At 61.2% G+C, this 8,071-nt stretch carries 9 protein-coding genes; 5 read left to right on the top strand and 4 right to left on the bottom strand.

Annotation, left to right across the window (positions count from 1 at the left end; all coding sequences use genetic code 11):
* A partial coding sequence (locus NLR35_RS33510) for a S4 domain-containing protein (RefSeq protein WP_257170821.1) occupies window positions 1-1,223 on the bottom strand: 1,223 nt, incomplete at its 3' end.
* 125 nt (window positions 1,224-1,348) lie between these two features.
* Between NLR35_RS33510 and NLR35_RS33505 the strand changes: the two genes are divergently transcribed.
* Window positions 1,349-1,807, top strand: coding sequence for a nucleoside deaminase (locus tag NLR35_RS33505; protein WP_257170820.1), 459 nt, complete (start codon window positions 1,349-1,351; stop codon window positions 1,805-1,807).
* Window positions 1,808-1,888: 81 nt separating this feature from the next.
* On the opposite strand, the gene NLR35_RS33500 is transcribed toward NLR35_RS33505, so the two are convergent.
* A complete protein-coding gene (locus NLR35_RS33500; protein WP_257170819.1) occupies window positions 1,889-2,791 on the bottom strand; it encodes an alpha/beta fold hydrolase in 903 nt (300 codons plus the stop codon).
* Between the two features lie 77 nt (window positions 2,792-2,868).
* A complete protein-coding gene (gene purD / locus NLR35_RS33495; RefSeq protein ID WP_257170818.1) occupies window positions 2,869-4,152 on the bottom strand; it encodes a phosphoribosylamine--glycine ligase in 1,284 nt (427 codons plus the stop codon).
* Window positions 4,153-4,392: 240 nt separating this feature from the next.
* Here purD and NLR35_RS33490 point away from each other — a divergent pair, with 240 nt between their 5' ends.
* The 4 genes from NLR35_RS33490 (at window position 4,393) to NLR35_RS33475 (ending at window position 7,621) form a co-directional block, all read left to right on the top strand.
* Window positions 4,393-4,854: a hypothetical protein gene (locus NLR35_RS33490; protein WP_257170817.1), complete on the top strand. Its 462-nt coding sequence runs from the start codon at window positions 4,393-4,395 to the stop codon at window positions 4,852-4,854.
* 39 nt (window positions 4,855-4,893) lie between these two features.
* Entirely contained in the window at window positions 4,894-5,571 is a 678-nt protein-coding gene (locus NLR35_RS33485; RefSeq protein ID WP_257170816.1) for a hypothetical protein, read from the top strand.
* 308 nt (window positions 5,572-5,879) lie between these two features.
* Window positions 5,880-6,404 (top strand): hypothetical protein, encoded by a 525-nt coding sequence (locus NLR35_RS33480; RefSeq protein ID WP_257170815.1) that lies wholly within the window; start codon window positions 5,880-5,882, stop codon window positions 6,402-6,404.
* Window positions 6,405-6,607: 203 nt separating this feature from the next.
* A complete protein-coding gene (locus NLR35_RS33475; RefSeq protein WP_257170814.1) occupies window positions 6,608-7,621 on the top strand; it encodes an addiction module protein in 1,014 nt (337 codons plus the stop codon).
* A gap of 89 nt (window positions 7,622-7,710) precedes the next feature.
* Here the strand turns inward: NLR35_RS33475 and NLR35_RS33470 are convergent.
* Window positions 7,711-8,071: hypothetical protein (locus NLR35_RS33470; protein WP_257170813.1), on the bottom strand; the 361-nt coding region annotated here is incomplete at its 5' end.

Genomic DNA, 8,071 nt, shown 5'->3' with positions numbered 1-8,071 from the left:
TGCTCTTCCGATCTGACGTCGTTGGCGGTGATGTCCAGCGCCGGCGAATTGATGATGCGCCCGTTGACGGTGACGCGGCCCTGCGTGACCATCTCCTCGGCATCGCGGCGCGAAGCAAGACCTGCGCGGGCCAGCGCTTTGGCGATGCGCTCGCCGGCCTTTTTCGGCTTCGGCGCTTCCTCGCGGCGCGGCCGTCCGTCGTCGTCACGCGCGCGGGCGCGGTAGGCGCCGCGGCCGCCGAAGGCGGGGCGCTTCTCGAAGATGCGGCTGTCGTCCTCGTTCTCGAGGCGCGGGCGATCGCCGAAGCGGCCTTCGTTGCGCGGATGCTCGTGCCAATCGGAGCGGCCCTCGGGACGTTCGCGCGGACGGTCGAATTTCGGACGCTCGCGGAACGGGCGATCGTCGGACGGGCGGTCATCGCGCGAGCGCGAAAAGCGCGGGCGTTCCTCGCCGCCTTCACGCTTCTGCCAGGGTTTTTCGGCGCCGCGGTCGCGGCCGCCGAAATCCTTGTCGAAGCTCTTGCGCGGTCCCCTATCGGGCGCGCCGCGCGAAAACTTGCGTTCGCCGTCGAATTTGCGTTCGGGACGATCACCACGCGGGGCGCGATCGCCGCGATCGAAATTCGGACGGTCGCCACGCGGCTTGAAGCTGCGCTCGCCGCGATCCTCGCGCTGCCCGCGATCCGGCGCGCCGCGCGAAAACTTGCGCTCGCCGTCGAACTTGCGCTCGGGGCGATCGCCGCGTGGGGCGTAGGGCTTCTTATCGCCGAATTTCTTGTCGGCGAAGCGGCCGGCGGGACGGGCATCGTCGCGATCCCGGCGCGGCGGACGGTCGTCGCGGTTGAACGAGGGACGATCGCCGCGGGGCTTGAACGGGCGCTTTTCGCCATCGCGCGCGCCGCGGTCGGAGAACGGACGGTCGCCGCGCGGCTTGAAGCTACGCTCGCCGCGGCCCTCAGAGCCGCGCTCGTCGCGCTTGAAGCGGGGGCGGTCGGAGAAGTCGCGGCGCGGGGCGTCGCCCTCCTCGCGGCGGCGGAAGGGCTTGCCCTCGCGCGGCGGACGGCTGTCGCGGTCGCCACGGTCTTCGCGCTTGCCATCGAAGCCGCGCTTGGCGAACTTCTTGTCGGGGCCGCGGGGCTTGCCGCTGCGGGCGCCTTTTGACGGTCCTTTGGGGGGGCCTCGCCGGCCGCGGGAATCGTTGTCTTTGTCGCTGTCGCGAGGCATGAATGATCTCACTTCGAGGGGGTGTGGCATTGGGCCTTATGCGCGCTCGTTCCGAGCCGCGCAGGCCCTGGGCAAATCCGGTAAGCACTGCTGCTGAAGGCGCAGCTACTAGCAGGTTTCTTCGGATGATACGAGGCTTGAAAGCCCCCTCTTTCATGGATTTGGCGCTCAAAGCGGCCGAAAACGCCGGAAAGGCCGGGGAAGTGCCGATCGGCTGCGTGGTGGTCCGGAATGACGAGGTGATCGCCACCGCGGGCAACCGGACCCTGACCGACCGCGATCCCACGGCACACGCCGAGATCCTGGCGCTGCGCGCGGCGGCGGCGAAGATCGGCAGCGAGCGGCTGGTCGACTGCGACCTCTACGTGACACTGGAGCCCTGCACCATGTGTGCGGGCGCGATCTCCTTTGCAAGGGTGCGGCGGCTGTATTACGGCGCCGCCGACCCCAAGGGCGGCGCGGTCGAATCCGGTGTGCGGTTCTTCGCCCAGCCGACCTGCCACCACGCGCCGGACGTCTATTCCGGGGTCGGCGAGAGCGAGGCGGCGCGGCTGCTGCGGGAGTTCTTTCGGGAGAGGCGGTAGGTGCGGTCGTAGCCCGGATGAGCGCAGCGACATCCGGGGGTGCCGCGGGAGATGCCCCGGGTATCGCTACGCTCACCCGGGCTACGAAGTGAAAAACGTCAGCAGCGCCTTCACGGTCGCCTCCGGGTTCTCCTCGGTGAGGAAGTGGCCGGACTCGATGGGCTGGCCCTGAACGTTGGTCGCCCATTGCTTCCAGGTGTCGAGCGGCGTCGCCGCAGCCTGGGCGATGCCGGTGGAGCCCCACAGCGCCAGCATGGGAATCGTGATCTTCTTGCCGGCTTCGACATCGGCCTTGTCGAGCTCGTAGTCAAAATACGCGCCGGCGCGATAATCCTCGCACATCGCGTGGATGCGAGCGGGATCGCGGAACGGGGCGAGGTAGTGCGCCAGCGCGCGCGGGTCGATCGCGTCCAGATTTTTCGACATGGTCTGGCTCGCCATCTTAAAGCGCAGGAAGAACTCGCCCTGCCCCGCGATCAGTGTCTCCGGCAGCGGCGCGGGCTGGGCCAGGAAGGTCCAGTGCCAGATCTTCAGGGCATAGGCGCGGTTCATCCGCTCCCAGTAATTATAGGTCGGCAGGATATCGAGCACGGCGAGCTTCGACAGCCGGCCGGGATGGTCGAGCGCCAGGCGATAGGAGACGCGGCCGCCGCGGTCGTGGCCGGCCAGCGCGAAATGGACGTGGCCGAGCCGCTCCATCGCCTCCACCATCGCCTGCGCCATCGCGCGCTTCGAATACGGCCGGTGCTGCGCATCGCTGTCGGGCATGTCGGACCAGCCATAGCCCGGCAGGTCGGCGACGATCAGCGTGAAGCGTTCGGCCAACTGAGGCGCGACGCGGTGCCACATCACGTGGGTTTCGGAGAAACCGTGCAGCAGCAGCAGCGGCGGGCCCTTGCCGCCGACGCGGGCGAAGATGCGGCCCGAGGAGGTGTCGATCCATTCGGAGGCGAAACCGGGATAGAGATCGGCCAGATCAGACATCGGGTCCTCCCTTCACAAACTCGAAAACAACCCCATGCACAGTAGAACGCCCATTGATTCCATTACGGAATTTCGCGTCAACGCGCCGCCTTCTCCGCCTCCACCGCCTGCCACCCGATATCGCGTCGGCAGAAGCCTTCGGGCCATCGAATCCGGTCCACGGCCTGGTAAGCGCGCGCCTGCGCCTCCGCAACGGTCGCGCCGAGCGCGCAGACATTGAGCACGCGGCCGCCATTGGCGAGGATCGCGCCGTCCTTGGCCACCGTGCCGGCATGGAAGATCTCGACCGTGTCGACCTCCGCGGCCTCCTCCAGCCCCTCGATCCGCGTGCCTTTCTGGTAGTCGCCGGGATAACCCTTGGCCGCCATCACCACGGTGAGCGCGCTTTCCTTGTGCCAGCGCAGGTCGAAATTCTTCAACTGCCCGTCGCAGGCGGCGAGCAGCACCGGCACGATGTCGCTCATCATGCGCAACATCAGCACCTGACATTCGGGATCACCGAAACGAACGTTGAACTCGAACAGTTTTGGCCCCTGCGTCGTCAGCATGATGCCGGCATAGAGGATGCCGCGGAACGGCGTGCCGCGCTTCTTCATGCCCGCCACCGTCGGCAGGATGATCCTGGCCATGATGGCGTCGTGGATGGCTGGCGTCACCAAAGGCGTCGGCGAATAGGCGCCCATGCCGCCGGTGTTCGGGCCGACATCGTGGTCGAACACGCGCTTGTGGTCCTGCGCCGAGGCCAGGGGTATAGCGGTCTCGCCGTCGCACAGCGCGAAGAAGGAGATCTCGCGGCCCGGCAGAAACTCCTCGATCACGACCTCCGCGCCGGCCTCGCCAAAGGCGCCCTCGAACATCATGGCGATGGCGTCCTCCGCCTCGCGCACGGTCTTGGCAACCACGACGCCCTTGCCGGCGGCGAGCCCATCGGCCTTGACCACGATCGGCGCGCCCTGGCTCTGCACATAGGCGCGCGCGTCATCGGCGTTGGTGAACCGCTTGTAGGCGCCGGTGGGAATGCCGAATTCGGTGCACAGCGCCTTGGTGAACCCCTTGGAGCTTTCGAGCTGGGCCGGAATTTTGTCGGGCCCGAACGCCTTGATGCCGGCGGCGGTGAGATCATCGACGATGCCGGCGGCCAGCGGCGTCTCCGGCCCGACCACCACCAGCTCGACCTTGTTCGCCCTGCAGAAGGCGATCACCGCCGCATGGTCGGCGACATCGAGCGCCACGCATTCCGCCTCCCGCGCAATCCCGGCATTGCCGGGCGCGCACCAGAGTTTGGTCACCAGGGGACTGCCTGCAATTTTCCATGCGAGGGCATGTTCACGGCCGCCGGAACCGAGGAGGAGAATGTGCATCGAGGGCTCGAAATTGAGGGGTTTGGATGGGGCGGAGGTCGCATGAATCGGGGCGGGTGTGAAGGGGGGTGAGCTCGATCGCCTTCCCAGTTATTCGGTGCAGCTTCCTCCACGCGCGATTCCGCGGCTGCGAATGTCTTCTTCCGGCTGTGCTCACGTGGCCTGTGGGTATCTCGAAAACAACCTTAGACCGCAACTGAATGGCGCTACGCTTCGGGCGTGGGGAACTGAGGGTACTCGATGGGTGATCGCGATCAAGAGTTGAAAGACGTACCACATCGGCCACCCGATCAATCTGCATGGCCCAAGGGCATCAGACCGATTTCAATAGCTGAAGCTGACGCGCTTGGGGTTGACGCGAAGGGCGAGCTTCATTGGCACGGCAAACCAGTCGAAATCCGACGGCCTCTAGATCTGACGTGGCGGCAGCAAGCGCTAGCGGTGATCGTAGCAATCGCAACGGTATTCGCCGCCGTTGGTGCGGTCGCTCAGGGTTTTGCGGCATACAATGAGTGGGCATGCAAAGTCGGCTGGCGAGCGATGGCATGCCCGACAGGGGCTTCCCCATCCGTCGATGAACTGTTCCCGTTGCGCGGCACGCGCGCATACGACCAGTGCCTTGCGGAGCAGAGAGGCAGCACCGAGGCCTGCGACGCAATCATGCGGATGCGCAATATTAACGAGCGATTGGAGAAGAAATGACGACCCATCTGATCGTACTGGCGGTATCGTGAGGCCTCAATGACTGATCCATGGGCGTTCGGATGGACGCCGCTGCTTACGATCATCGGCTTCTTTGTCACGATTGGCATTGCTTATTTCGGCTTCCGCACCTTCGAGCGGTGGAAGCGGGAAAAGATAGAAGAGAAGCGAATTGATATCGCCATCGAAGCTCTTGAGCTTGCGTACGAGTGCCAGGAAATCTTCGAGATCATCCGCAGCCCTGGCACGCTCGGATCCGAATACGAGGATATGCCGCGCCGGGATGGCGAAGCGGAACCCGAATGGAGAAGCCGCGGCCCATTCTACGCAACGCTGAAGAGGGTACAGCAACATGCTGACTTCTTCGAACGCGTAGCGAAGTTGCGTCCGAGATACATGGCGCTCTTCGGTGTCCCAGCAGCCGACAGTTTCAAGCTGATCCGAGAAGCGCGCGCCTTTGTGGTCGTTTCCGCACAATACCTTTGCTATCGACCGTTCGTCGGGCCTGATGCTCAGAACCAGCGGATACGAATGGAGTGCGACGTGTGGGGCGGCATGGCTGAAGTCTACCTTCCAGATTACCCCGGCGTGGACCGGGTAGATGTTCGCTTAAAGGGCTTCGTTGAAGAGACCGAGCGGCGTTGTCGCCCGATCATTGACCGAACCTATGCCGTGGCAAAATCGAAGCGCTGGTGGTGGAGCAAGAATCCCGCATAAAAACCGATGGGTGTTGGACACGATGCGGGCGAAGGCCGCTGCGGTGTTGGCTATCAGAATTACGGTGACAGTGCATGAATTGGCCCAGGATCAAACGATACCATTTAATGCACTGTCACCGTAATCTCGTTTCTCGAAGCATCTGTAAAGCTAGCCGACCGGTAGCTATCCGCGATTCATCTTCACTTGCGGTTGGAAGATAGCTGCGAAGAAGGAGAGCAGGATGGGAAAGCGATGGGTTTCGCAAATTCATCCTACGAGCCACCTCCAAAATTAAGTCAACAGTTTCAGCAACCCGGGAGGGAGTGATGGCTGAGGAAGTAAATTGGGTGCTTGCCGATGACCCCCCGCTTAGCGAGCAGCAGAAGCTGTTCGAGGAAACGCACAAGCGCTCAATGGAACTCGTCCGGCGGACTGAGCAGATGATGATTGAGGTCGTGAAGACGCAGGTCGTGATCGAGAGCTTTATGATCGAGCTCCTCGAATCCTACGGAAGAGATCCGCAACGCTTCTTCCTCACCGGAAAAAAGATTGAAGAACTCAGGGAGAAAATCAATCCGCCGGAAGTCGGCAGGCCGATATGGGACCTATTAGAACTCTGCTCGCATGTCCGGAACGAACTCGTCCACTCCCTAAACGCAGACAAGATTAAGGAAAAAAGCGAACTCGTACGACAGGCCTATGCAGCCATGACCCCCGAGGGGCCGCGAAAGCAAGGCATCCTAGGCATGAACGATACTGACGTAGTGGCGAACGCTCTCCGGGATTGCGGTGGCTATCTCGTGATCGCAACTGATGCCAAAATCGCCGCAGATAAGAAGAACAAGGGTTAGGCGGTAACGTGAGCCGCCCGAGCCCGCTGTTCAACATGCTGCGCCGCGGTTTGCGCAACGCATTCACGAAGAATATCACCGCATCGGCGTGAATGGCTGGGAAGAGAAATACCGCACAAACCCACTGCAGGAAATACGGGCCAAGCTTGGCATCCAACCAGAAGAGAGCTATGTAGATTCCTTTCAATCATAACGAGAATTTTATGCCTGAAGATGCCAGCAAGAATCAGGATGAGAAGCCCCAAATAACAACAACCATCTCTGCAAAGCGGCGGTCGACACCACTGATCGAGCAGCTAATTGGCAAATTTGGATTCCCGGTAATCGGGCTGGGTTTCGCTGCGTTCATTTTGATATTCCCAGTTAGCGTAGTTAGGGGGTCCATCGACTCCACAATTATCGTTTTCTCGTCGGTGGCTATCGCAATGATCTCGCTGGGCGTCGGCTTGTACGGGTTCTTGCAGAGCACCTCCCTCCGGCCGGACGACTACCTCTTAACTAGGAAGGTTTTTGACGGAGGATTCATAAGTAACTTTCCCCATAATAGCTTGTCGGAGGAGGAGCGAAAGCAACTCGCCGAGGAAGTCAAAGCGAAGATGACCGCGGACGCCGCGCAAGAGATTTCAGAAATCTGGAAAAAGGAATACTCTGAACAAGCGCAATTGCTGCGCAGAGACGCCGAGCTGGTCGAAGCCGCCCAGGCGACCTTGATCCGGCTGGCGAATGAAATCCTTTCACTACGCAAGCGGGGCAGCGTAAATTTGGCTGTGGGTGCGTCGGTTTCGCTTATTGGAATTATGGTTCTGACGGGTTTTATCTACCTGTCCACGGCTGAACTTTCTTCGCTTTCCGCCACCGATGTTGCAGTACGATTTGTCGTACGCATCTCGCTCGCAATATTCATCCAGTTGCTCGCGTATTTTTTCTTGCGGCTCTATCGGTCGACCCTTTTTGAAATCAAATATTTCCAGAACGAAGCAACCAATGCTCAATTTCGCCTTCTGAGTTTGCTCACGGCACTGAGACAAAACGACCCGAAACTCATCGACAAAGTTTGTAGCGAGCTGGTGAAAACGGAGCGTAACTTTATTCTCAAGAAGGGCGAAAGCACAGTCGCACTACAACGTGAGACTATCGAGCGCGACTATGACGCCCAATTAAATAAGACCATCGAGACGGTGCTTGCCAAATCGAAGCCCGCTTCTTCACAAGGGTAGAGCACCGCATTACGGTGACAGTACTGTCACCGTAATTCCGGTAGATCGGAATTGATCTCGCACTGGCTGCAGGCTCAGTCGGTGGCGGGCTAGGCCGCGAAATTAGCAAGCTCCGAGATTAGTTTCGCGTAGTCGAGCCGATAGGCGTCTATGTCTTTCTGACGCGTGACGTAGACAGGATGGTGGGCGCCGGTGTCGCCTAGTTTCTTGATGGCGGTCATCGAAGCATCGGTCCCGCGTGTAAGTTTAAGGTATTGTCCAGACGCGGCAAGGCGGATGATGTCTCCAAGGCCCTTGTACTCGCCCGAACCATCCCGAATTACAGAACCGTGCCCTTTTTTTTCGAACGCAAGGACCAATAGACACTCCATGAGGCGCCGGCACAGCACTGCGCAACCATCGTGAAAGCCGTAATGGTAACAGCCATTGATCTGAGCAACGATTCGCGCG

Origin of the sequence: Bradyrhizobium sp. SRS-191 (genome assembly GCF_024586915.1) — a bacterium.
Taxonomy (GTDB): Bacteria; Pseudomonadota; Alphaproteobacteria; order Rhizobiales; family Xanthobacteraceae; genus Bradyrhizobium.
The sequence above is the reverse complement of the archived record's forward strand: the minus strand, read 5'-3'. Positions and strand labels throughout refer to the sequence as shown.

What these genes read in the sequence shown, in the direction of transcription:
- NLR35_RS33480 (WP_257170815.1), top strand. Translation starts at nt 5,880, where the DNA reads ATGGCTGAGGAAGTAAATTGGGTGCTTGCCGATGACCCCCCGCTTAGC.
- purD (WP_257170818.1), bottom strand. Translation starts at nt 4,152, where the DNA reads ATGCACATTCTCCTCCTCGGTTCCGGCGGCCGTGAACATGCCCTCGCA.
- NLR35_RS33475 (WP_257170814.1), top strand. Translation starts at nt 6,608, where the DNA reads ATGCCTGAAGATGCCAGCAAGAATCAGGATGAGAAGCCCCAAATAACA.
- NLR35_RS33485 (WP_257170816.1), top strand. Translation starts at nt 4,894, where the DNA reads ATGACTGATCCATGGGCGTTCGGATGGACGCCGCTGCTTACGATCATC.
- NLR35_RS33505 (WP_257170820.1), top strand. Translation starts at nt 1,349, where the DNA reads ATGATACGAGGCTTGAAAGCCCCCTCTTTCATGGATTTGGCGCTCAAA.
- NLR35_RS33490 (WP_257170817.1), top strand. Translation starts at nt 4,393, where the DNA reads ATGGGTGATCGCGATCAAGAGTTGAAAGACGTACCACATCGGCCACCC.
- NLR35_RS33500 (WP_257170819.1), bottom strand. Translation starts at nt 2,791, where the DNA reads ATGTCTGATCTGGCCGATCTCTATCCCGGTTTCGCCTCCGAATGGATC.